This window comes from Myxococcus sp. RHSTA-1-4, from assembly GCF_020037125.1.
GTDB lineage: Bacteria > Myxococcota > Myxococcia > Myxococcales > Myxococcaceae > Myxococcus.
Genome location: NZ_JAIQDG010000064.1, coordinates 1 through 22,980 on the forward strand (window position 1 = coordinate 1; position 22,980 = coordinate 22,980).

The following is a 22,980-nucleotide window of genomic DNA, read 5'->3' on the forward strand; positions in this document are numbered from 1 at the left end:
GGGCAGTCCTCCCGACCCCATCACACAGCCGGCTCGAACTCGGGCCTCGCTCCCTCAACCAGGGTGCGCGTCAACACTCAATGCCTCCATCCGACCGCGTCAGCGTCTCCACCGAGCCCTGGTGGTCCGCGTGAAGGTACAGCCATTGCACCTGGAAGGCCGATGCTCCGAATGGCACCGTCCAGAACACCTGTGCCACGGCCCGTCCGGCCCCCATGACCTGGAAGGCATGCACTGCCGAGCCGTCCGGCGCGCGGCGCTCCTCGTACAGCCCGCCGACGTACGTCGTCACCGAACCGTCCGTGCTCCGCTTCACTGTCCGGCGATTGTGCGCGTCATAGCGGAAGGACACCGTCAGGGTGCCATCCGTGACAGAGGCTGGGAGCCGGAATCCCGTGTACTGCACCCGCCGACCAGGTGCCTCCACCTGGTTGCCAGCCGCGTCGTAGACGTAGCTCCCCTCGGCCGAGCCCGTCACCGCGTGCGGGCCCGCGGTGCCCGCGCCGTACGTGTACGTGCCGCCCACGCCCGTGCCCTGCACCACCGTGCGCGACAGCAGGTTGCCCAGGTCGTCGTACCCGTAGTCCAGAACAGAGGTGCGGCAGTTCTGCGTCACCGTCCATCGAGTCAGCCGGTCCAGCCCGTCATAGGAGAAGGACTCGGACGTCTTCGCCAGCTGGTCATGCCGACTTCGAAGGTTGCCATTGGACTCATACGCGAAAGCAAGCGCCTGGACCGGGGTTCCCGTTGAACCGAGCTTCGAGTCGATGAAGCGCAACCGTCCCAGCGCGTCATAGAGGCGGCGAGTCACCACCCCATTGCCGTACGTTTCGCGGGCAAGCTGCCCCGTAAGCGTCACTGCGTCCGCCGTCCAGTGCACCCTGCCGCTGGTACCGGGCTCCTTGACCACGTTCAGCTGCCCGCTCCAGGCCGAGTACCCGTACTCCACTGCCAGCCGCTGCCCCAGCACCGAAGGGTACGTCACCTGCTTCGGGCGCCCATGCGAGTCGTAGTCCCGGGCAATGTCATACACGCGGCCTTCCACACTCCACGTTTCCGAAAGCGGCCTTCCCAGGGCATCGTAGGTGTGAGCCACGCTGATGTCGTCCAAAGAGGTGCTCGGGTCCCCCTTGCGGGTACTTCCCGTCATGCGCCCCAGGGCGTGCGGCCCTTGGTCCCATTCGAAGGTGGACTCGCCATCCTTGCCGACGAGGCGCACCACGCGCCCGTGCACGTCATGCTCGTACACGGTGGTATCGCCATTGCCGTCTCGAGCCTCCACCACGTCGCCAAACGCGTTGTAGCGCGTCAGGTCCTCGCCGGAGTCCGGGTCCAGGATGCGCGTGCGGCGCCCCCAGATGTCGTACTCCAGCACCACCTCGTTACCCACGCTGTCGCGGCTCTTTCGCAGTACTCCGAAGGGCCCATACTCGTAGGTGGTAACCAGAACGACACCAGGCTGCTTCTCGACCTCGCTGCGCACCGTGCGACCATTCACATCCACCAGCAACCGGGTGACGTTGCCCTTCTCGTCCACCGTGCGCGTCCACACGCCCTCCGGTTTGCCTTCGTAGCTGCTGGTGGCAAAGGTTCTATCGGGATTCGTGACCTTCAGCGTGCGGCCCAGCTTGTCGTACTGGTACGACGTGGTTACCGGATTCGTGCCCCCCCTTGGGTTCGGTGTGCGCACCTGCGCCAGCCGGCCGAGCCCGTCATAGCTCTGAGCGACATCCACATAGGAATTCGTATCGAAACCGAGGCTGCGGCTCGTCACGACACGCCCCAGGCGGTCATACCCCGTCCACGCCTCCTGCCCTCCATTCGTCTTCGAGTGCACCTGGAAGGCCTGCCCGGGAATGGACTCCCGCGAGTAGCTCACGGCGGTGTCGGTCAGCGTGGGACCGTCCTCGTTCTTCAGCCGCCCCAATCCGTCGTACTTCCACTCCGTCCGCACGCCGTTCTCGTCGACGCTGGCTGCCAGCACGCCCAGTCCCGGGTGGTAGGCGTACTGCACCGTGTGGCCCACGGCATTCGTCACCGACGCCGGGTACGTCCGGTCCAGCGGGTCATGCGCGAACGTCGTGGTGCGGGCCGGGAGCCCCACGGCCTCGCGCACCACCTGGGACACCAGCCCGTCCGCGTCGCGTACGAAGCTCGTGGTCACCTTGAGCCGCGGGTCTCCAGGCTCGAGGACTTCTCTCAGCAGCAGCCCGGTAGCCGGCGCGTACTCCAGATGCCGGGTCCGCGTGACGGACGAGCCCCCCACGGTGCTCGTTTCCCGCACCTGCGTCGGCAGGCCCACCAGCCAGTTGGACTCGGTGTTGGAGTACGTGGCGCTCCACGTCACCTCGTCCCCTCCAACGGTGCGTTGCGTCTTGCTCAGCAGGTTGCCGTAGGCCTCCTCGAACTGCCACGTCGTGTCCGTAGTGCGCGTGAAGCCCGACGAGGTGGGCGCCTGCTGGACGTAGACACGCTCCGTCTCCTTGGCACTGGAGGGAAGGATGGTCATCACCTGCGACACGCCGTCAGCGCCCAGACGCGTCGTGGTGCGGTAGGTCAGTGAGCGTTCGCGCACGTGGGCCCAGTTGTTATCCACCACCCGGAAGGCCTCGCGAACGGGCTTCAATGCATAGGGGTAGAGTGTACCCACTTTTGTCTGGTGGTCGTAATCGGTGAAGGTAACGGCTCCCGTCTGCGAGTCCGTGGTCACCACCGCCGCGAAGCCAAGCCAGCCCCGCCCCCCCACGTCCACCCTTCCGTCCCGGTAGAAGAAACGGTTGACGCGCATCGGGTTCCCATCCCCCGCATCCATTTGGTGCTCAGACACCACCCACCGGCCCTTGCGCAAGCACTGCCGCGGCAGGCCGCAGTCCGTACCGGCCTGGTACACGGATGAATCAGACACCGGCTTGTAGAGGAACGCGGTCTGAACCCCCAGGCTGTCATGCACCCGTGCCAGCAGCATCGGCATGGGGCCCATGCGCTTATAGAGGCGGAGCGTGCCATTCACCACCTGGGCCATGTCTGGCAAACCATCCCCGTCCACGTCCAGAACCTGTGACAGCACGTAGCCCGCCGGCGTGGTGCGGCCCACCGGCATGGGGGGCGCATAGGTGACGAAGCCGCTGTCACGGGAGAGCAGCACCAGGGGCGTTCCCAGTCCGGGCCTCGCGCTCATCAGCAGAAGGTCCTCACGGCCGTCCAGGTCGAAGTCCAGCACGCGAACGCCGTTGTCCCTGGTCCACGCGCCCAGTTTGGCCTCTGGCGGAAGAGTCTGCGCCACCGGCTCCGCGAAGCCGTTACCCGTGTTGACCAGCGTCTCGATGACGTCACTGCCATCCACGTGGGTGCGGAGGGCATCCGGCAGGCCGTCTCCATTGACGTCGGCGAACACGTACACCTTCTGGTTCACGTCCGTGCGAACCAGCGTGGTCTCCTGCTTGGTAAAGACCCCGCCGCGCTTCTCCGCCGCCCAGTAGCGCTCACCATTGGTGGTGAGGCCTCCTGCGGGCGGGGCGTACTTGTCCGGGAAGAGCAGGCTCATCCGCCCGGTGCCGTGCAGGTCCAGAGAGAAGTCGAGGCTGTCGTTGTAGTTGGAGGTGCTGATGCGGCTGAAGGGCTGGAGCGTGCCGCCCACGTTGGCCCGGTAGGAGAGCAGCTGCGGGGTGGGGTTGTAGGCGTGCAGCACCTGCAGCAACTCCATGGCCCCGTCTCCCTCCAGGTCCGCGAAGCGCGCGTCACCGCTCTCCCCCGTGTCCACCAACTGGAAGCCGCTGCTCGTACCCAGGTAGTTGTTGAGCTGGCGCGAGGGCGACGGGCCGCAGCTGAACTTCTGCACGATGCTGACGTCCGTGCGGCCGTCGCCGTTGAGGTCCATCCAACGGCCGTTCTCCCCCGGCCAGGGCGACGAGCAGGTCAGTGGGAGCGACGTATCCATCGCCGCGCCCACTCCAACGCCCGAGGAGGGGGCATGGCGCACCACCCACTTGAACTGTTGATAACCATTGACAGGGTCGGTCGTCCCGCTCGCCTTCCGGTACAGCAGGTCATCCCTCCCGTCCCCGTCCACGTCCGCGGGCTGCAGGAACCAGATTTCACGGTCAGAGGCATAACCGGCCAGGTCCGTCAGGTCGTTCGCGCCGGTGTCGACCTCCTGCAGGCTGATGTCATCCGTGGTGTAGATAAGCGTCAGGGGCCGCATGCAGACGTCGGCTGCGTCGCATTCCTGGACCGTCTTCAGCTTGCTACCACCGGAGAAACCCTGCGCGTAGGTGAAGCGATAGCTACGCAGCCTGCCCGGCGCGTCTGGCTTGGGCCCAACCATCTCCAGGCCCACGAGGCGCTTGCGAGTCCGGAGCTTGAAGCCGGAAACGAACTGGGTGCGCGGATCCGGGCGGTCCTCATAGTTGAGAACGACGGAGCGATTCGGGGACGTACCGGCTCCCACCGAGGTCCCCGTGTACTCGATGCGGGTCAGCAGGTGCTCGTAGCCGGAGTGGGCCGCGTCGTCCTCGACGGTGTAGTGCATCGACAGGTAGTTGCCGCTGCGGTCCTCCACCCGTGCCAGCGCCCAGGCATAGCGGTTGGCTTTCCCGTCGCGCGTGGTGCTGAAGGCAGATTCCCCCAGAGGCGCGACGTGAATTCGTTCCCCCGAGAAGGTGGACCCATTGAACTTACCGTAGGTGAGCACCTTCCCGTCCTTGAGGTAGACGCGGAAGAGGGCGGGTCCCTGCGCATCTGTCTCCAGGGAGACCACCTTCGCGAAGCTGTCCACCTCGGTGCGGTACTCGGTATCGGTCGCACCGTAGGTCCCCCGCACCGCAACCAGACGCTGCCCGTCCAGGCAGAAGACATCCGACGCCGTGAAGGTGACGGGCTCAGCCACACCATCCTGCGCCAGGTTCTTCTTGCAGCGGGTGATGCGCGACGTCCCGGAGAGACTCCATCCCGCTCCAAGCAGCCCGCTGCCGTCATTGCTGCTATAGCGCAGCATGAGATCTGGCTTCAGGCCAGCGCGACCTTCGGGCACCCAGAGGGGAATGGTGACGGTCGCCGAACCGTCCGCCCCCACCCCGGAGGAGTTGCTCGTACTACCCACGACATACCCGGCGGAGTCGACGTCCGTCGCGACGATGACCGCCGTCGGCAACGCCAGGGGCTGCCGCTGACGGTGGGACGCGGGCACTTCCTCTTGCGGCGCCGCTGGGTGGCCATTGTCCGGGCCACAGGCGCCGAGGACAGCGGCCGCGACCACGGTGAAAACAAACAGTCGCTTCATCATGATTCCTTCCAAACCTTTCTTGGATGCGCCCCGTGCGCTGTCACCGACGCGCCGCGCGGGGCAGATTGTCGAGGCGGCTCGGGAGCGAGCCGCGCAGAGATGGGTGGTACGAGGAGGACCGTGGCGTGCTCCGCCAGGCCCGTCTCTTCATCTCCGGAAAACGGCAACGCCCGGGAACCCCTGCCCAACGACGGGCACCGTCATGGGCGAGGTGAGGGCGCGGTAGCCACACTCAAGGAGCCTGAGCACAGGAGGGGGCGCTCTGCGCGAGGCAGATATCGTCCTCATCGATGCCGTCATCGCAGTCGTCGTCTTCACCGTTGCAGGTCTCCGCTGGACCTACGCAGGCGCCCCAACGGTTATCGAGCCAGTTGCCGGCATTCGCTGACTGGACCTCGCATACCTGGACCACCCCGGGGCACTCGCCCACGGAGTTGGTGCAGGGGCGCGTGAGGCTGCCGAGCGCTCCACCCGGAGCATTGTCGACGACACCATCAAGGTTGTCGTCACAGGAGTTACAGTCCTCGGGACGAGCCGTGGAGGGCTGGCAGGGGCCAGAGCTTCCATCCGCGCTGCACTCCGCCGTCGAACCGGGGCAGGAGACGGCCAACTCCGAGCAGGTGCGGCGTGTGCCCGCCTGGAACTTGCAGAGATACTCCCCGCCAACACATGTTTCAACGCCGCCGCAACCGGCGGCGCTGGTGCATGCGTAGCGCGTCAGGTTCTCGTCCACCAGTCCATCGCCATCGTCGTCGCAGTTGTTGCACGACTCGGCGCCCACGACGCACCGTGGTGCGGCGGAGCAGTCCCAGGCACAGGCGCGGGTCCCCGACTTGTTGCCACACCCCACACAGGTGGCCACCCCTCCGCAGCCCGTGCACGCGCTCCATCCGCTAGCGGTGCAGGTCCGCGTCCCCCCCCTGGCCGCAAGCGTTCGGGTTGCACGACTCGGTCAGAGAGTAGTGGTTGAAGTTGTTGTAACCGTTGTCGATGGAGCCATCACCGTTGTCGTCGCAGTTGTTACACACCTCGGGGCCCACGTTACAGCCTGCCGTCTCGCAGTCGGCCGAGCAGGTCTGGATGCCCGAACGGCCGCCGCACCCTGTGCATGCCACTGTTCCCGAGCATCCAATGTCCTCCCAGACATTGAGGTTACAAATCTTCGCGCGCACACAGCCGTTCGCTAGCTTGGTGGTCTGGATGGTGCCATCGACACATGCCGCGACTGCGCTTGACGGAAGGAATCCGGCGGCAAGCGCCACCAAGGGGAGAGTCACGGCCAGCAGTCGGTACATGGAAGAGCGCCTTGTCGAACTCGGACTCCGAGGGGCTGTAGGCGCCCGCCACGAGAGTCTTGGGAAGAACAGAGCCGCCCTTGTGCAAGAGGCTGACCACTCGCGAGACGCGGCGGTTGCATGCGCGCTCCTCGCAGCGCCGCCTCGGAGCCCGAGAGGCCCGTCCAGACAAAGAGACCCACCGTCCTGAAGCGCGGACGGGGTCCAGACGCGGGAGACGACTCCGGGCTTTCAGGGAACCCTGCTTGTCCCGCGTCAGCCCCTCGGGGCAGCATGGCACCTACAACTCCGATGCGCCCCTCTCGCCCTGCCCTGCTCGCCCTCGCGGTCCTCGCCCTGCTCGGCACGGCAGCGGGAGTCACCGTCGCCCTCCGCTCCTCCCCGGAGCCCGTGACGCCACCGTCCCCCGCCGCTCCCACGCCCCCCACCGCCCCGCCCCCTCCGGCGAGCCCCCCACGGGCCAACGACGCCCACCCACCCGCGAACGCCTTCGTCGGCTCCGCCGTCTGCGGCGACTGCCACGAGGACGAGCACGCCGCGTGGGGCAAGGACTGGCACTCCCGCGCGCTCTCCCCGGCCACGCCGAAGTTCGTCGTCGGTGACTTCCGCAAGGCCCACTACAAGGGCGAGTCCAGCGAGGCGTGGATGCGCCGCGACGGCGAGCAGCACCTCATGCGCACCCGGGGCGCGGACGGCGAGCTCGCGGAGTTCCCCGTGCAGTGGGTCGTCGGCGGCAAGCGCATGCAGGACCCCGTCACCATCCTCCCGGACGGCCGCTGGCAGGTGCTGCCCGTCTACTTCCACGTCACCGGCAAGGGCGAGTGGGTGGACTACTCGGAGAAGAAGCAGGGCCTCCTCACCCCGGACCACCCCTTCTTCTGGACCAACTTCCGCCGCACCGTCCAGCACGCCTGTCTGGACTGCCACGTCACCGGGCTCGACGCGCGCTACGACCGCGCCGCCCACACCTGGACCACCCGTTTCATCGACTCCGGCGTCGCCTGCGAGAGCTGCCACGGCCCCGGCGGACGCCACGCCGACTCGCAGGACCCGAAGGACATCGTCCAGCCCTCGAAGCTGGCACCAGAGCTCGGCTTCGCCGTGTGCGGCCAGTGCCACGGACCGCGCCGGCCCCTCTTCCCCATCCTCGACGCCGCCCACCGCTTCCGCCCCGGCCAGCGCTACGACGACCACTACCAGCCCATCGTCCTCTTCGTCGGCAACGAGCGCTCCGGCGACTACTTCACCGACGGCCGCCCCAGCACCTCCAGCTTCGAGTACCAGGCCCTCCTCCAGTCCCGCTGCCACACCAAGGGCGGCGCCACCTGCCTCACCTGCCACACCGCGCCCCACGAGCCGCACGCCCCCAACGAGGTCCAGAAGCCGGAGAAGGCCACCACCCACGTCTCCACCAACTCCGCCACCTGCCAGCAGTGCCACGCGGACGTCTTCGCCCAGGGACAGCGCCACACCCACCACACCGCGCGCGCCGCCCAGGACTGTCTGTCCTGCCACATGCCGCCCGTCGTCACCGGCGTGCTCGACACCCTCGCCGACCACGCGCTGGACGTGCCCGCCCCGGACAACACCACCCGCCACGGCATTCCCAACGCCTGCAACACCTGTCACGCCAAGGCCACCCCCGAGTCCATGTCCCAGGCGCTCCTGAAGTGGTGGCCCCAGGCCACCGTGCGCCAGCAGCGCCGCCTGCGACTCGCGGAGGCCTTCGACGACAAGACAGCCGCCACCAGCCGCCCCGCGCTGGAGGCCGTACTCGCGGACACCGAGGAGGCCCCTTCGCTGCGCGGCGCCGCGGCGAAGCTGCTGGCCCGCCGCTTCAAGCACGACGCCGTGCCCGCCCTGCGCGCGGCGCTGAAGGGCACCACCAACAGCCTGCTGCGCTCGGACATCATCGAGGGCCTGGGCCTCGCGGGCGCTCGCGAGGCCACGGAGGACCTGGTGCCGTTGCTCGCGGACGGCTCGACGTGGGTGCGGCAGGCCGCCGCGCTGACGCTCGCGGGCTTCGGGGATGCTCGCGGCCTCTCCGCCACGCAGGCCCTCGCCTCCCGGCCGGAGACGTCCGGGCTGGTGCAGCCACACCTCGTGCTCGGCCAGCTCGCCCTGCGCCGGAAGGACCTGGCCACCGCCACGCGCGAGTTCGAGCGCGCGCTGGACCTCCAGCCCTACAACGCCGAGGCCCTCGTGAAGCTGGCCGACCTCTACGTCGTCCAGGGGCAGGTGGAGCGCGGCAGGGAGCGCCTGGAAGAGGCGCTGCGCTTCGACCCGCAGAGCCGTGCCGCGAAGCAGCGGCTGAACATGCTCCTTCGGGGACGCTGAAGCGAAACCCGGGGCCGGGATGAAGGCCCCACTCCCGCTGTGGCATTCGCAACACCCTTGCAGTGGACATCACCCCGGAGTCGGGGGCGCATCATCCACTGCTGAGCAGCGCGGCCTCCGCGTCTGTCCACCAGACACGGGGAAACCCTTGGGAACGTGGTCCCGGCCGTGAGGGCCTCGTACCTCTGGGCACGTCCCCATGAATGCCCTGCTGCTCGCAGTCCTGCTCTCGCGCTCCAGCCCCCTGCCCGGCCTGCTGCTTGCCCAGGCGGACACCGGCGCCGTGCGGCAGCCAACAGCCGGGGCTCCCACTCCGCCCCCGGAGGTGCCCGCGCCCGTCCAGTTCCAGGTGTCGGACCCGCTGCTGGCGCCGGTGCCTCCCGCGCCCGTGCAGGTGTCCTCGTGGGACGAGGCCCTGGCCCTGCTGAAGCAGCGCTCCACGGACCTGCGCACCGCGCTCGCCCGGGTGGAGTCCGCGGCGGGGCAGTGGCGCATCGCCCTCGCCGCCCTGCTTCCCAGCCTCACCGGCACGGTGACCACCCAGTACAACGTGCTCGACCCCGACTCGGCGACGTTCATCGGCGGCGGGACGGGCGGCATCGGCGGAGGCCTTGGCGGAGGCACGGGCACCGGCGGGGAGGACGGGCCGCGCCCCACCTCGCCGCTCGTCCTGGGCACGCTGGGCGCATCGCTGCCCCTGCTCGACCTCCCGGCCATCACCGCGCTGGGCACCGCGCGCGAGGCCCGGCGCACCGCCGCGCTGTCCCTGGCGGAGACGCGGCGCCAGCTCACCGGAGCGCTCGCGCAGGGGCTCGTCCTGGTCTCCGCCCGCGAGCGCCTGTCCGAGGTCAGCCGCGTCAACCTGCGCACCGCGCTGGAGCGGCAGGCCCTGGCCCAGCGCCGCCTGGAACTGGGCGCGGGCACCCGGCTGGACGTGGTGCGCGTGCAGCAGGACGCGGAGCGGGCGCGCACCCTGGTGGTGACGAATGACGAGCAACTGCGGCAGGCGCGCGAGTCGCTCGGGCTGGCGCTGGGCACCCCGGGCGCGGTGGGCCTGGCGCGCGGCGTGAAGCTGGAGACGCTGCTCGAGCACGCGCGGCGGGACTGCCGGCAACTGGAGGACCTGACCCGCCGGGCGGACCTCGCGGCGGCGCGCTCGCGGCTCATCGTGGCCGAGCGGCAGGTGACGGAGGTGAAGAGGCAGTACGCGCCCACGCTGGAGCTGAGCAGCACCGCGGTGGCCTTCACGGTGGAGGAGGGCTTCGCGGAGGTGCCGGTATGGAACGTGGGCGCCGCCCTCGTGCTGCCCTTCTGGGAGGGCGGAGCGCGCGAGGGCCAGCTGCGGCGGACGCGCGCCGAAGTGGAGGTGGCGCGGCAGGACGTGGTGGCGCTCGAGCGCAACGTCACCGTGGAGGTGGCCCAGGCACGGCGCGCGGTGGAGGTCGCCGCGGCGACTCGCGACATCGCCTCGCGCGAGCGCGACCTGGCCGAGGAGAACGACCGGCTCACCCGGCGCAGCTTCGAGGTGGGCACCGGCACCAGCCTGGAGCTCATCCAGACGGCGGCGGCGCTGCGCCAGGCGGAGCTGGAGCTGGTGGTGCGCGAGTTCGAGCTGGAGCAGGCACGGGTCCAGGCATTCCTCTCGGAGGCGGCATGCGAGTGGTGAGGAGCTGGAGCGTGGGGCTCGCAATCCTGGCCCTGGCGGCGTGCAGGGGCTCGGGAGAGGACGGCCCCCAGGGTGGACAGGGAGGCGCGGGCCGGGCCATGCCCGTCGAGGTCCAACCGCTGGAGCCCGGGCCGGTGCGTGAAACCGGCGAGTACCTGGGCACGCTCATCTCCCGCCGCAGCATCACCGTGTACCCCCAGGTCGCCGGCTACGTGCAGGAGATTCCGGTGCGGCCCGGCCAGCAGGTGAAGCAGGGCGAGGTGCTGCTCGTGGTGGACCCCCGCCAGCAGCGCGCGAGCCTGCGTGCCACCCAGGCCCAGCGCGCCTCCGCCCTCGCCCAGCGCGAGTACGCCCAGCGCACCCGGGAGCGCAGCGCGCAGCTCCTGAAGGAAGGACTGCAGAGCCGCCAGGACTACGACCAGGCGGTGGCACAGGCGGAGCAGGCCGAGGCCACCGCGCGCGCCATCGAGGCGCAAATCCAGGCGCAGCAGGTGCAGCTCGGCTTCTACCAGGTGAACGCGCCCTACGCGGGCGTGGTGGGTGACTACCCGGTGAAGGTGGGCGACTTCGTCACCCAGCAGACGGCCCTCACCACGCTGAGCCAGAGCCGCGCGCTGGAGGTGTCCGTGGAGGTGCCGGTGGAGCGCGCCCGCGCCATCCAGGTGGGCCGCACGCCCGTGGAGGTGCTGGACCCGGACGGGAAGCCCGTGGTGTCCGCGCCCGTCTTCTTCGTGGCGCCCACGCCCTCCGCCGCCACCCAGCTCGTGGAGGTGAAGGCCGCCTTCGAGAACACGATGGGCCTGCGCGCCGGGCAGCTCGTGCGCGCGCGCGTGGTGTACGAGACGCGCGAAGCCCTCCAGGTGCCCACCTTCGCGGTGACGCGCATCAGCAGCCAGTCCTTCGTCTACGTGGTGGGACAGGCCGACGGTGGCACGGTGGCGCAGCGCGTCCCCGTGAATCTCGGCGAGGTCTCCGGGAATGCCTACGAGGTGACGGGCGGACTCGACGCCGGCACGCGGGTGGTGGTCAGCGGGATTCAGCTCCTGCGCGAAGGACAGCCCATCCAGCCCAGGCCCGTGAAGCAGGGCGCCGGGACACAGGGCGTGGGAGGCAGCGGACCGGGTGGCTCCACCACTCCCCAGCAGTGAGGGCACGGCATGTTCGTCGACTTCTTCATCCGCCGGCCCGTCTTCGCCAGCGTGCTGTCCATCATCATCACGCTGGTGGGGGTCATCTCCATCCCCTCGCTCCCCATCGAGCAATACCCGGACCTGTCGCTGCCCGTGGTGCAGGTGTCGGCCAACTACATCGGCGCGTCCGCGGAGACGGTGGAGAGCGCCGTCACCACCGTGCTGGAGCGCCAGCTCAACGGCGTCCAGGGGATGCGCTACATCTCCTCCACCAGCAGCAACACCGGGCAGAGCAGCGTCAACGTCACCTTCGAGCCGGAGCGCGACCTGGACCTCGCCGCGGTGGACGTGCAGAACCGCGTCGCCACCGCCACGCCCCAGCTCCCCGCCGAGGTCAACGCCCTGGGCGTCACCGTCAACAAGGCGCAGACGCAGCTCCTCATGGCCTTCGGCCTGTACGACGCGGAGAACCGCTATGACCGGGGCTTCCTCAGCAACTACGCGGACGTCTACATCCGGGACGCGCTGCTGCGCGTGAGGGGCGTGGGCGACGTGCGCATCTTCGGCGAGCGGCGCTTCGCCATGCGCCTGTGGCTGGACCCCACGGAGCTGGCGCGACGGGGGCTCGCCGCGACGGACGTGGTGAACGCGCTGCGCTCGCAGAACGTGCAGGTGGGCGCGGGTCAGGTGGGCCAGCAGCCCGCGCCTCCCGGGCAGGTGTACCAGTTCACCCTGCGCGTGCAGGGGCAGCTCAGCACCGCGGAGCAGTTCGGCGACATCGTGGTGCAGCGCGGGCAGGACGGCGCGCTGGTGCGCCTCAAGGACGTGGGCCGCGCGGAGCTGGGCGCGGAGAACTACGGGCAGCTGCTGCGCTTCAACGGACGTGACGCCGTGGGCCTGGGCATCTTCCAGCTCCCGGGCTCCAACGCGCTGGAGGTGCGCGACGGCGTCGTCGCCGAGCTGGAGCGGCTCCGGACCACCTTCCCGCCGGGCATGACCTACGAGCGCGCCTTCGACACCACGGCGGCGGTGGAGGCGTCGATTGAAGAGGTGCTCGTCACCCTGGGCGAGGCCATCTTCCTGGTGGTGCTGGTCGTCTTCGTCTTCCTGCACGGCTGGCGCAGCGTGCTGGTGGTGGCCACGACGCTGCCGGTGTCGCTGGTGGGCACCTTCCTCTTCGTCAGCGCGTTCGGCTTCTCCATCAACACGCTGACGCTCTTCGGCCTCACCCTGGCCACGGGCCTCGTGGTGGACGACGCCATCATCGTCATCGAGAACGTCGAGCGCACCATGGCGCACGACAACGTGGACGCGCGCGAGGCCACGCACCGGGGCATGAGGCAGGTGGCCGGCGCGCTGGTGGCCATTGCCCTCGTGCTGTCCGCGGTGTTCGTCCCGGTGTCCTTCTTCCCCGGCACCACGGGCATCATCTACCGGCAGTTCGCGCTCACCCTCGCCTTCTCCATCAGCCTCTCCGCGCTGGTGGCCCTCACGCTCTCCCCCGCCCTCTGCGCCCTCCTCCTGAAGTCCCACGAGGGACAGAAGTGGCGGGTGTTCCGCGCGTTCGACCGGGGGCTGGAGTGGCTCCGCGACGCCTACGGGGACCTGCTCGTCCGGCTCACCGGCCCCCTGAAGTGGCCGGTAACCATCGCCTTCGTCGTGTGCCTCGCCGCCACCATCCTCGCCTACCGGCTGACGCCCTCCGGCTTCATCCCCGGCGAGGACCAGGGCTATCTCATCGTCGCGGTGCAGGGCCCGGAGGGCACGTCGCTGGACTACACGCGGCAGGTGCTCCTCCAGGCGGAGGAGGTGCTGCGCAAGCAGCCGGAGGTGGAGGACATCTTCGCCGTGGGCGGCTTCTCGCTGCTGGGCACCGGCGCCAACTACGGCACCCTCTTCGTCAACCTCCGCCCGTGGGAGGAGCGCGAGGAGCGGGAGCAGAGCGTGGCGGGGCTGGTGGAGCGGCTGCGCGGCCCGCTGCTCGCCATTGGCGGAGCCCGCGTGCTGCCCTTCGAGCCCCCGGCCATCCGCGGTGTGGGCAGCGTGGGTGGCTTCGAGTTCGTCCTGGAGGACCAGCAGGGCGGCCGCTCCCTGGCGGAGCTGGCGCAGACGACGGAGACCCTGGTGGCGCGGGCCAGCCAGCACCCGCGGCTGCGCGGCGTCTTCTCCTCCTACACCGCCAACACGCCGCTGCTGGACATCGAGGTGGACCGGGAGAAGGCGCTGGCGCTGGGTGTGCCGCTGGACGCGGTCTTCTCCACCATGCAGGTCTACCTGGGCAGCCAGTACGTCAATGACTTCACCTTCGCCAGCCGCGTGTACCGCGTCTACGTGCAGGCCGCCGTCCCGTTCCGCAACGAGCCGCGGGACATCAACGCGCTCTACGTGCGCTCGGCGGCCGGGCAGATGGTGCCGCTGGAGTCGCTGGTGCGGGTGCGGCCGATGACGAGCGCGCAGAACATCCAGCACTACAACCTCTACCGCTCGGCGGGGTTGAACGGGCAGGCGGCGCCGGGCTCCAGCACCGGGCAGGCGCTGGACGCGATGGAGGAGGTGGCGCGACAGACGCTGCCCGCGGGCTACACCTTCGAGTGGACCGGCCTGTCCCAGGAGCAGAAGCAGGCGGGCGGCAGCGTGCTGCTCATCTTCGGCCTGGGCGTCATCTTCGTGTTCCTGGTGCTGGCCGCGCAGTACGAGAGCTTCGCCCTGCCCGCCGTCATCCTCCTCGGCGTGCCCGTGGCCATGCTGGGCGCGCTGGCCTTGCAGAACCTGCGCGGCCTGCAGAATGACGTGTTCTGCCAGGTGGGACTCGTCATGCTGGTGGGCCTGGCCAGCAAGAACGCCATCCTCATCGTCGAGTTCGCCGAGCAACTCCGGAGCGAGGGACAGAGCGTGGTGGACTCCGCCATCTACGCCGCACAGACGCGCCTGCGCCCCATCCTCATGACGTCCTTCGCCTTCCTCATGGGCGTGGTGCCGCTGGTGCTGGCCACGGGCGCCGGCGCCTCCGCGCGCAAGTCATTGGGCACCACCGTCTTCGGGGGCATGTTCCTGTCCACCTTCGTCAACCTCATCTTCATCCCCGTGCTGTACGTGCTGGTGGAGAATTTGCGCTCACGCTTTCGCAAGCACTCCCCACCCCGGCCGCAGTCCGCGTGAAACATGAAAGACAAGCGAGCCCTGTCCAAAAGAGACATGGGGGCCCTGGCGACCCGTGTGCGGGACTGATGAGGTTTCGTTATTCTTTGAAGCCTCAATGGCAAACTCGACGCGCCTCGACATCCAGCGCCGGCGGCTCTACGCGCTCAAGCGGGCGCCCGCGCTCCGCCACACCAGCAACACCATTCTCCTGCAGTTGCTGGACAGGGGCGTGGAGGTGTCCTGGGAGAAGGACACGGTGCTGTGCGAGGAGGGCCAGGACGCGGAAGGCTTCTTCCTGCTGCTGGACGGTGAGCTGGACGTGCGCCGGGCCGGTGAGCCACTGCTGACACTGAAGCCGGGCACGCCGCTGGGCGTGGAGGCCCTGGTGGGAGGGAAATACACCGTCACCGCGCGGGCGGTGTCGGCGTCGGCTGGCCTCTTCTTTCCCCGCGACAGCGTCTGGGAGCTGGTGCACGTCCAGGCCGGCCTGCGGCAGGACCTGGGCCACGTGGAGCTCGCGGCGCCCCGGCGGGAGGCGCTCCTCACGAACGCGGAGGTGGTCGCCTTCGAGAGTGATTTGCGCGACGCGCCGCTGTCCACGCTCATGGAGTTGGTGGCCAAGGCCATCAGCCAGGACTTCGGGGACCGGGTGCTGCTGCTGCGCAAGGCCGCCGGCCCGCGGGATGAAACGGTGTCACGAGGGGCGGACGGCGTCTTCCGCGCCACGCTGCCCGAACCCGCTCCGGGCATGCCGGTGCGGGTGGGGGCGGAGCTGCTCCACCGGCTCGCGCGGGAGCACGGCGTCCACTACGTCTTCCTGGATGACGGCTGCGCCGTGGACGCGGCCCTCCTGGGCAAGACGGTGCGGCTGGTTTCCGGCGCCTCGGGCGCCTCCGCGGCTCGGCCGCCGCTCACCACCGGGTACCGCGTGCTACCCACGGTGGTCATCGACCCCGAGCGCCCACCGCGCGGCGCGGCGCTGAGCGGCCAGCCCCAGGATGGGACGTCAGCGGACACGCGGGTGCAGCCGGCCTGCTGGCTGCGCATGGGCCTGGAGCGGCTGGCACGGCTGCCATTGGACGAGCGCCCGCTGGACGAGATGGAGCTGACGGACGCGGAGCTGGACGCGCTGGCGCGCTGGGCCCGGGCCATCACCCACCGGCGCGTGGGGCTGGCGCTCAGCGGCGGCGGCGTGTGGGGCTTCTATCACGTGTACATCCTGCGCTGGCTGCTGGGCCGGGGCATTCCCGTCGACTTCGTCAGCAGCGCCAGCATGGGCTCGCTGGTGGGCGCGTACTTCTGCGGCACCGCGCTGGATGGCAGGAGCGGCCTGGAGGGACTGCTGCGCCTGGAGGAGCGGGCGGTGAGCCGCCAGCTCTCCTTCGCCGCCACGGCCGCCATGGTGACGTCGTACTCGCTGGAGCGCTTCGTCGAGAGGGATTTGGGCCACACCTCGCTGGAGGAGCTGTCCATCCGCTTCCTCCCGGTGGCGACGGACCTGGCGAGCGGAGACTGCGTCGCGCTGGAGCAGGGGCCGGTGGCGCTGGGCGTGCGAGCCAGCGGCTCCGCGCCCGGGGTGTTCTCGCCCACGGTGGTGGGGCCCGCGCGGTACGTGGACGGCGCCTTCACCCGCATGGTGCCGGCCAACGTGCTGCTGCACACGGGCGCGGACCTCATCTTCTCCAGCAACATCTTCCCCTTCGGGGTCCGCGCCACGGCGCACGCCCCGAGGACGGGGGTGGGCCGGTTCCTGGCGGGCCTCAACCCGGTGTCACGCGCGCTGGACCTGGTCACCAGCGGCGTGCTGCTGCTGCACCGCAGCGGCGACGCGGAGGCGCTGCTGGCGGACGTCAGCTACGACATCCAATCCGCGGAGCTGCCGCTGCTGACGGCCATGGACTTCACCCGGGCGCGGGACATCCTCGACCGGGCGGCCTCGGATGGGGCGCTGGCGGCGAAGCTGGAGGAGCTGAAGGCGCTGTGGTGCCGGGTGAAGACGCGCGCGGGCTCGGGGACGCCCCGGAGCGGTGGAAGGAAGGCGGCATGATTCCCGTCCGCATCCTGGGCACCGCCAGCGTCCTCCCCGGCCCCGCCGTGACGACGGCCGAGCTGTGCGCGCGAGTGGGGCGCGACGCCGCGGAGGTGGAGCGCAAGACGGGCATCCGCACCCGCCACTTCGCGCCGCCGGGCACGAAGGCCTCGGACGTGGCGGCCGCGGCGCTGCGCGGCGCGCTGGAGGCGGCGGGGGTGGAGGCGAAGGCGCTCCGCCGCATCCTCTGTGTCACCTCCATGGGCGGCGACGTCACCACGCCGGCCACGGCCAACCGCGTGGCGGCGGCGCTGGGCCTGGCGGGGAGCTGTGACGCCATGGACCTGGGCAACGCGTGCATGGGCTTCCTGAGCGCCTTCGACCTGGCGGCGCGCTCGGTGGCGACGGGCCTGGGGCCGGTGGGCATCGTCTCGGTGGAATTGCTGTCGCGCACCACCACCCCGGAGGACCCACGCCCGTACCTGGTGCTGGGAGACGCGGCGGCGGCGGCGGTGCTCGGCACGGCGCGGCCCGCCGAGGGCGTGCTGGGCGTGGCCCTGGGCAACGACGGCACCCTCCCCACCGACGTGGTGCTGGAGAACCCGCATGTCACCGGGAAGCCGGAGCGGATGCGCTTCCTCACCCCGAGCCGGGAGATGACGCGCGTGGCGCTGGACGCGCTGCTGCGGGCGGCGCGCTCGGTACTGGACGGGGCCGGGGTGGCGCTGCGCGACGTGGAGTGGGTGCTCACGCACCAGCCCAACGGGAGCATGCTGGGGGCCATCCTCGGCGCCATGGACGTGCCCCCGGAGCGGAGCGTGCGCGTGGTGGACACGGTGGGCAGCGTGGGCTCGGCGTCACTGGGCACCGGGTTGGACAGGCTGCTGCGCACGCGGCCGGTGAAGCCTGGGGACAGGATTCTGATGGTGGGCGTGGGCGCGGGCGTGGCCCACGGCGCGGTGCTGTACCGGGTGGGGGGATGAGGCGCGCGGGAGGGCTGCCGCTGGCGGCGTGGCTGGCCACCTTCCGGCTGCTGCGCCGCTACCACCGCTACGAGGTGGTGAACCTGGAGCCGCTGCTGCGCCCCGGGGCGAAGCTCATCGTCGGCTACCACGGACGGCCCCTGGCCGTGGACCTGTGCATGCTGACGGTGACGCTGTACGAGCACCTGGGCTACCTGCCGCACGGCGTGGCGCATGGCGCGTTCGACCGGCTTCCGGGCATGCGCGCGGTGGCGGACGGGCTGGGCTTCGTCACCGGGGACGCCCCCAGGCTGGCGGAGGCGGTGGCGCGCGGTGAGCACGTGCTGGTGCAACCCGGAGGCACGCGGGAGGGATGCCGGAGCTTCCGCCAGCGCTACCGCGTGGACTGGGGCGAGCGCCTGGGCTACCTGCGCCTCGCGGTGCGCTACCGGCTGCCCATCGTCCCCGTGGGCGGCAGTGGCATGGATGATGCGTACGTGGGCCTCAATGACGGCTATGCCCTGGGACGGCACGTGCGGATGCCGGCGCGGCTGCCCGTGTGGCTGGGCGTGGGCGCGACGGGCGTGTGGCCCTTCTCCCTTCCCTTCCCGGTGAAGATGACGCAGTGGGTGGGTGAGCCCCTGACGCGTCACCTGGCGCCGGGCTTCGACGCGGAAGACAGGGCCGCGATGCTGGCGGCCCACCATGAAGTCGCGAGCGCGGTGCAGGGCCTGCTGGACAAGGCACGCTCGGGCAAGGCGTGAGTCACGGAAGGTAGAAGGGAATGGGCGGTACACCGGGTGGAGGGAGCTCGAGCGGCCCGCAGTGGGCGCTCATCCTGGGAGCGTCGTCGGGCACGGGCGCGGCCATCGCGGAGGCAGTGGCGCGGCGGCCCGGGCTGGACGTGTTCGGTGTGCACCGCGGGCGGTACGCGGACAGCGCGGCGAGGATGGAACAGGCCGTGCGGGGCGCCGGACGCCGCGTGGAGTTGTGGCAGGCGGACGCGTCCACGCCGGAGTCGGCGGAGGCGGGCGCGGAGGCCCTGCGGCGGCTGGCGGGCCCCCGCAGCGTGAAGCTGTTCGTGCACTCGATTGCGGGGGCCTCGATGGGGCACTTCCTGTCGCGAGGCGAGGACCGGCTGCACGCGCGCCGCATCCGCCGCACCTTCGACACCATGGCGCACTCGTTCGTGTACTGGGCGCAGGCGCTGGTGGAGGCGGACCTGCTGGCGCCGGAGGCTCGGCTGCTCGGCCTCCAGAACCCGCTGGACGAGACACTCCTGCCCAACACGGCCCTCGTCAGCGCGTCCAAGGCGGCGCTGGAGATGTACGTGCGCCACCTGGCGGTGGAGCTGGGACCGCTGGGGCACCGGGTCAACCTGCTCAAGTTCGGCACGGTGATGACTCCCGCGCTGAAGCACGTGTACTCGCCGGAGGCGCTGGCGCGGCTGGAGCAGGCGCACGCGCGGATGAACCCCGCGGGGCGCATGTGCACGGTGGAGGAGGTGGCGCGCTTCGTCACCGTGCTCGCGGGTGAGGACGCCGCCTGGTTCAACGGCGCCACCATCGACTTCAGCGGAGGCATGACGCTGAAGCTGCTGGACCTGGTGCTCAACCCCTGAGGCGCGGCGGGCCCGTGCGCCAGGAAGCACTTCGAGTGCCCCGCGAGCCAGTAGGCCAGAGGGGGGCGGGGTCGCACGTTCCCCCGGACTCGGAGGTGGACATGGCGAAGCAGGTGACGGTGCGCAAGGTGAGGCGGGGCGGCGGCACGATGCCCCGCAGTGCGAGGAAGACGGTCAGGGTTCGCGAGGCGGAGACCCTCACCGGGGCGGCCGCCCTCAGCATCGCGCCGTCGATTCCGGAGAGTGGCGTCCCCGCCAAGGTGGACCTGCGGAACCTGCCGGCCTGCATCCAGGACATCGTGGTGGCCGCGCAGGACACCGACCCGGGCCCGCCGGACCCCATCGACTATCACCAACTGCGCGGCCGCCTGGAGGCGGCGAGGCCCACCCTCCCGCCCATCTACCGCGAGGCCGTCCTCCAGCCGTTCCTCATCATCCTGGACAGGCTGGGGCCCCAGGGGTTCTCCGAGGTGCTGATACGAGACCCGCAGCGCGAGGGCGAAGCGGGGCTCCTGCTGGATGTGGCGCACTCCATCCTGCAGAACGGTGAGAACTACCAGCTCGTGGCGACGGATGCCTTCGAGGAGGTGGTCAGCGACCTGTATGACGGGTTCCTCAGCGCGGAGGACCGCCGGGGGGTGAAGCCGCCCGAGCGAGGCATCATCCCTCCGCTGGTGAAGTGGGGAGCCCCCCAGTTCGGGCCGTACACGTGGCCCGTCGACGTGACGTCGGAGGTGCTCAACCTGGAGGCCGGCATCGTCAACCTTCCGCCCGCCCAGGCGAGGGCGGGCCTGCTGGCGTGGTCCGCGGTGGGGCACGAGGTCGGAGGGCACGACATCCTCCATGCCGACATCGGGTTGCCGGAGGAGCTCGCCGAGGCGGTCTTCCAGCGCCTCGACGCGGAAGGGTTCGGTGCACTGGCGGAGTACTGGTCCGACCGCATCGACGAGACGGCCTCCGACGTGCTCGGCATCCTCAACATGGGGCCCGCCGCCGGCATCGGCCTCGTTGGCTACTTCCGGGGCCTGGACCTCGCCTTTGGCGGCGAGGGCATCCTGCGCAACGGGGGCCCCAGCGAGGACCCCCACCCGGCCGACATCCTCCGTGGCTTCCTGGCGGGGAGTGTCGTCTCGCGCCTGCGCTTCAGCCAGGCCAGGCAATGGGCCAACGCCATCTTCGCCGAGGTGGAGAAGGACGTGAGGCCCGACGAGCTCGTGCTGGCGGACCAGCGAGTCACCCCCGCGCAGGCGCGCAGGTCCGCCGACGTGGTCGCGGACGTCCTCACGTCCCACAAGGTGGCGGCGCTCGAGGGACACGCCCTGGGGTACATCCAGAACTGGCGCGACCAGGACGAGAAGAAGATGCAGGACATGGTTCGCCTGCTCATCTCCGGCGTGGGGAGCCTCACACCGAGCATCACCAAGGGCATCTACGCCGCGCACCTGGTGGCGGCGGGCGTCGTCGCCGCGCTGACCGCGGAGGCGGACGTGCGCAGGATTTTCGACCGGATGATTCGGCTGCTCAAGCAGATGCATGACCAGAACCCGGCCTGGGGTCCGCTCTTCATCCGGCACCGGGGCAACGTCGTCCCGCACTTCGTCTATTCCCAGCCGCCCCGCGTGGTGTGAGCCGGCAGTCGCCGCGGCCCCGGGCGCCTCAGAACACCGAGAGGCCCGTCAGCGTGGTGAACCGGTCCAGCGCCTCCACGCCGGCCACCGAGTTCCCACGCGCGTCGAGCCCGGGGCTCCACACGCACAGGCCGCAGCGGTTGGGGATGACGGCGATGATGCCGCCGCCCACGCCGCTCTTGCCGGGCAGGCCCACGCGGTAGGCGAACTCACCCGCGGCGTCATACGTGCCGCAGGTGAGCATCACCGCGTTCACCTGCTTGGCCTGGCTGCGCGTGAGCAGCCGTCCACCGCCGGCGCGCTGGCCATGGCGGGCCAGGAAGCCACAGGCGCGGGCGAGGTCCGCGCAGCTCGCGGCCAGGGAGCACTGCCAGAAGTAGTGCTCCAGCACGCGGGGGACGGGGTTCTCGATGTTGCCGTAGCTCGCCATGAAGTGGGCCAGGGCGGAGTTGCGGTGGCCGTGCTCGGCCTCGGAGGAGGCGACGACGGGGTCGAAGTCCAGCGCGGGGTTGCCGCTCTCCGCGCGGAGGAAGTCCCGCACCGCGCCCCGGGCATCACCGGTGAGGGAGAGGAGCCGGTCGGTGATGACCAGCGCGCCCGCGTTGATGAACGGGTTGCGGGGGATGCCCTGCTCGTATTCGAGCTGCACCAGGGAGTTGAAGGGGTTGCCCGAGGGCTCCTTGCCCACGCGGCGCCAGAGGGCGTCTCCGTCCCTGGCGAGCGCCAGGGCGAGGGCGAAGACCTTGGAGATGCTCTGGACGGAGAAGGGTATCCGCCAGTCCCCGACGCCAAAGAGCTCGCCGTCCACGGTGGCCAGGGCCATGCCGAAGCGGCGCGGGTCCACCGCCGCGAGCGCGGGAATGTAGTTGGCCACCCGGCCCTGCCCCACCGTGGGCCGGACCGCCTCCATCACCTCGTCGAGAATCGCCTGATAGTCCATTGAGCGCCCGTCCACCCTCGCGGCCCATGATAGCCGCGAGACGTGGAGTGGCCCGGCGCCGTCAGCGTGCGTCGTGGAAGATGATGCCCACCGTGTGGCGATGGCCGGAGCGCAGCCGGCTCACGCCATGGCGCAGGTTGACGCGGTAGGAGCCCCGGGTGCCCTTCACCGGCCGGTGGTGGACCGGGAAGATGATGCCGTCCCCCTGGCCCAGAGGCACCACCTCCACGCGGGACTGCATGCGGGGCCGCTGCTCGGTGAGCACGAACTCGCCGCCGGTGAAGTCCTGCCCCGGTGCGGAGAGGAGGAAGGCGGCCTGGAGCGGGAAGACGTGCTCGCCGTAGAGGTCCTGGTGGAGGCAGTTGTAGTCGCCCTCGCCGTATCGCAGGAGCAGGGGCGTCGGCCGCGTCTGCCCGGCCTGGTGGCAGCGCTCGAGGAAGGCGGCCTGCGTGTCCGGAAAGCGCACGTCGATGCCCAGGGTCTCGTTCCAGCGGTTCGCGATGGGCGCCAGTCGCGGGTACAGCTCCGTCCGCAGAAGGGACACCGTGTCGGGGAGCGGGTGGGCGAAGTATTTGTATTCACCCTTGCCGAAGCCGTGCCGTGCCATGACGACCCGGCCGCGGAACGCGGTGTCCGACGCATACAGCTCCGCGAGCGCCATGCACTCCGCCGGGGAGAGCATCCCGCTCACGGTGGCGCAGCCGTGGGTGTCCAGGTCCACCGCGATGCGCTCCCAGTCGAGCGCCGCCACGCGCTCCGCGACTCCGGACCCGAGCGGCTTCCGGCGGCGAGCGGCCGCGGTCATGACGTCACCTGCCCGGAAGCCATCAGCGGCGTCGTTCGGTGTCTCGTCGCTCCGGAAGCCATGATGTCCCGTTCCTCCTTCGGGCCCGACACCCGCCGGGTCCCCTCTGGAGATGACGCATCCGAGCCACACAGGCGACCCGGAA

13 protein-coding genes are annotated in these 22,980 nt (G+C 70.3%); 9 read left to right on the top strand and 4 right to left on the bottom strand.

Going from position 1 to position 22,980, the window contains the following annotated elements; genetic code table 11:
• Positions 1-70: 70 nt before the first annotated feature.
• Both K8638_RS42895 and K8638_RS42900 read right to left on the bottom strand, forming a co-directional pair.
• The gene (locus tag K8638_RS42895; protein WP_223760574.1) at positions 71-5,281 is read right to left on the bottom strand and encodes an FG-GAP-like repeat-containing protein; all 5,211 of its coding nucleotides are present in this window, start codon (positions 5,279-5,281) and stop codon (positions 71-73) included.
• An 893-nt stretch (positions 5,282-6,174) separates the two neighbouring features.
• Positions 6,175-6,321: a hypothetical protein gene (locus K8638_RS42900; protein WP_223760575.1), complete on the bottom strand. Its 147-nt coding sequence runs from the start codon at positions 6,319-6,321 to the stop codon at positions 6,175-6,177.
• Positions 6,322-6,867: 546 nt separating this feature from the next.
• Here K8638_RS42900 and K8638_RS42905 point away from each other — a divergent pair.
• From K8638_RS42905 to K8638_RS42945, 9 genes are all read left to right on the top strand, one after another.
• Positions 6,868-8,913: a HEAT repeat domain-containing protein gene (locus tag K8638_RS42905; protein ID WP_223760576.1), complete on the top strand. Its 2,046-nt coding sequence runs from the start codon at positions 6,868-6,870 to the stop codon at positions 8,911-8,913.
• Between the two features lie 199 nt (positions 8,914-9,112).
• Positions 9,113-10,579 (top strand): TolC family protein, encoded by a 1,467-nt coding sequence (locus K8638_RS42910; protein WP_223760577.1) that lies wholly within the window; start codon positions 9,113-9,115, stop codon positions 10,577-10,579.
• Positions 10,567-11,727 carry an efflux RND transporter periplasmic adaptor subunit gene (locus K8638_RS42915; RefSeq protein ID WP_223760578.1) on the top strand — a complete coding sequence of 387 codons (1,161 nt, stop codon included), beginning with the start codon at positions 10,567-10,569 and terminating at the stop codon, positions 11,725-11,727. The genes K8638_RS42910 and K8638_RS42915 overlap by 13 nt, the downstream gene beginning before the upstream one ends.
• Before the next feature lie 9 nt (positions 11,728-11,736).
• The gene (locus K8638_RS42920) at positions 11,737-14,868 is read left to right on the top strand and encodes an efflux RND transporter permease subunit (RefSeq protein ID WP_223760579.1); all 3,132 of its coding nucleotides are present in this window, start codon (positions 11,737-11,739) and stop codon (positions 14,866-14,868) included.
• Between the two features lie 97 nt (positions 14,869-14,965).
• Entirely contained in the window at positions 14,966-16,897 is a 1,932-nt protein-coding gene (locus tag K8638_RS42925) for a patatin-like phospholipase family protein (protein ID WP_223760580.1), read from the top strand.
• A complete protein-coding gene (locus K8638_RS42930) occupies positions 16,894-17,862 on the top strand; it encodes a 3-oxoacyl-ACP synthase III family protein (protein ID WP_223760581.1) in 969 nt (322 codons plus the stop codon). The genes K8638_RS42925 and K8638_RS42930 overlap by 4 nt, the downstream gene beginning before the upstream one ends.
• A complete protein-coding gene (locus tag K8638_RS42935; protein ID WP_223760582.1) occupies positions 17,859-18,605 on the top strand; it encodes a lysophospholipid acyltransferase family protein in 747 nt (248 codons plus the stop codon). Before K8638_RS42930 ends, K8638_RS42935 begins: the two co-directional genes overlap by 4 nt.
• A 20-nt stretch (positions 18,606-18,625) precedes the next feature.
• Complete coding sequence (locus tag K8638_RS42940; RefSeq protein WP_223760583.1) at positions 18,626-19,462, top strand: SDR family NAD(P)-dependent oxidoreductase; 837 nt, start codon at positions 18,626-18,628, stop codon at positions 19,460-19,462.
• A gap of 101 nt (positions 19,463-19,563) precedes the next feature.
• Positions 19,564-21,090, top strand: a complete 1,527-nt coding sequence (locus K8638_RS42945) for a hypothetical protein (protein ID WP_223760584.1) — start codon at positions 19,564-19,566, stop codon at positions 21,088-21,090.
• Positions 21,091-21,118: 28 nt separating this feature from the next.
• Here the strand turns inward: K8638_RS42945 and K8638_RS42950 are convergent, their stop codons facing one another.
• Together K8638_RS42950 and K8638_RS42955 are read right to left on the bottom strand one after the other, a co-directional pair.
• Complete coding sequence (locus tag K8638_RS42950; RefSeq protein ID WP_223760585.1) at positions 21,119-22,030, bottom strand: glutaminase; 912 nt, start codon at positions 22,028-22,030, stop codon at positions 21,119-21,121.
• 61 nt (positions 22,031-22,091) lie between these two features.
• Positions 22,092-22,835, bottom strand: coding sequence for a 2OG-Fe(II) oxygenase (locus tag K8638_RS42955; protein ID WP_223760586.1), 744 nt, complete (start codon positions 22,833-22,835; stop codon positions 22,092-22,094).
• Positions 22,836-22,980: the final 145 nt, after the last annotated feature.

Coding starts and splice junctions, on each gene's coding strand:
- K8638_RS42895 (WP_223760574.1), bottom strand. CDS start 5,281: ATGATGAAGCGACTGTTTGTTTTCACCGTGGTCGCGGCCGCTGTCCTC.
- K8638_RS42905 (WP_223760576.1), top strand. CDS start 6,868: ATGCGCCCCTCTCGCCCTGCCCTGCTCGCCCTCGCGGTCCTCGCCCTG.
- K8638_RS42910 (WP_223760577.1), top strand. CDS start 9,113: ATGAATGCCCTGCTGCTCGCAGTCCTGCTCTCGCGCTCCAGCCCCCTG.
- K8638_RS42915 (WP_223760578.1), top strand. CDS start 10,567: ATGCGAGTGGTGAGGAGCTGGAGCGTGGGGCTCGCAATCCTGGCCCTG.
- K8638_RS42920 (WP_223760579.1), top strand. CDS start 11,737: ATGTTCGTCGACTTCTTCATCCGCCGGCCCGTCTTCGCCAGCGTGCTG.
- K8638_RS42925 (WP_223760580.1), top strand. CDS start 14,966: ATGGCAAACTCGACGCGCCTCGACATCCAGCGCCGGCGGCTCTACGCG.
- K8638_RS42930 (WP_223760581.1), top strand. CDS start 16,894: ATGATTCCCGTCCGCATCCTGGGCACCGCCAGCGTCCTCCCCGGCCCC.
- K8638_RS42935 (WP_223760582.1), top strand. CDS start 17,859: ATGAGGCGCGCGGGAGGGCTGCCGCTGGCGGCGTGGCTGGCCACCTTC.
- K8638_RS42940 (WP_223760583.1), top strand. CDS start 18,626: ATGGGCGGTACACCGGGTGGAGGGAGCTCGAGCGGCCCGCAGTGGGCG.
- K8638_RS42945 (WP_223760584.1), top strand. CDS start 19,564: ATGGCGAAGCAGGTGACGGTGCGCAAGGTGAGGCGGGGCGGCGGCACG.
- K8638_RS42950 (WP_223760585.1), bottom strand. CDS start 22,030: ATGGACTATCAGGCGATTCTCGACGAGGTGATGGAGGCGGTCCGGCCC.
- K8638_RS42955 (WP_223760586.1), bottom strand. CDS start 22,835: ATGACCGCGGCCGCTCGCCGCCGGAAGCCGCTCGGGTCCGGAGTCGCG.